This window comes from Prevotella sp. MGM2 (assembly GCF_002933955.1).
In the GTDB taxonomy this organism is placed as follows: Bacteria; Bacteroidota; Bacteroidia; order Bacteroidales; family Bacteroidaceae; genus Alloprevotella.
The window spans coordinates 1-686 of record NZ_BEWW01000143.1; the positions used below are offsets into that span (position 1 = coordinate 1).

The following is a 686-nucleotide window of genomic DNA, read 5'->3' on the forward strand; positions in this document are numbered from 1 at the left end:
CCGTTGGGGATAGCTGCCAAGACCGTAGTCTTTCACTTTGGCCAGTTTGGCAGCGTATGCGATGGCGTCATTGAGCGTACCGAGTTGGTCCACCAACTTTATTCTGAGAGCTTGTGCTCCGGTCCACACGCGACCTTGCGCAATGCTGTCCACCTCAGATGTTTTCATCTTCCGTCCTTCAGCCACACGCTTGAGGAAAAGAGCGTAACCACGGTCTACGTAAGCCTGCATGGCCTGGCTTTCGCCCGCGTTGAAGGCACGCCCCATGGCGCCGAAGTCCGAAGCTTCGTTGGTCTTCACCACATCAAAGTTCAGGCCCAGTTTTTCGGTGAGCAGTTCCGATGCGTCAGGCACCATGCCGAATATGCCGATACTGCCGGTAAGCGTGGTGGGTTCGGCTATGATATGATTGGCCGAACAAGCCATATAGTAACCGCCCGAAGCCGCCATTCCGCCCATCGACACGACTACGGGTTTCTTCTTTTTGAGCAATTGTATGGCCCGCCACATTTGTTCGGAAGCGTAGGCACTGCCGCCGCCCGAGTTGATACGCAACACCACCGCCTTTACGTTGTCGTTGTTGGCCAGCTTATCCAGATCGGCCACAACCTTGGGACCTACAATCTGGGCACCGCTACCGAACATGCCGCCCTCTTCGCCGCCCACTATACCGCCATGGGCATAGT

At 56.1% G+C, this 686-nt stretch carries 1 protein-coding gene; it reads right to left on the bottom strand.

Going from position 1 to position 686, the window contains the following annotated elements; all coding sequences use genetic code 11:
* A partial coding sequence (gene sppA, locus C5S62_RS03300) for a signal peptide peptidase SppA (protein WP_104404041.1) occupies window positions 1-686 on the bottom strand: 686 nt, incomplete at both ends.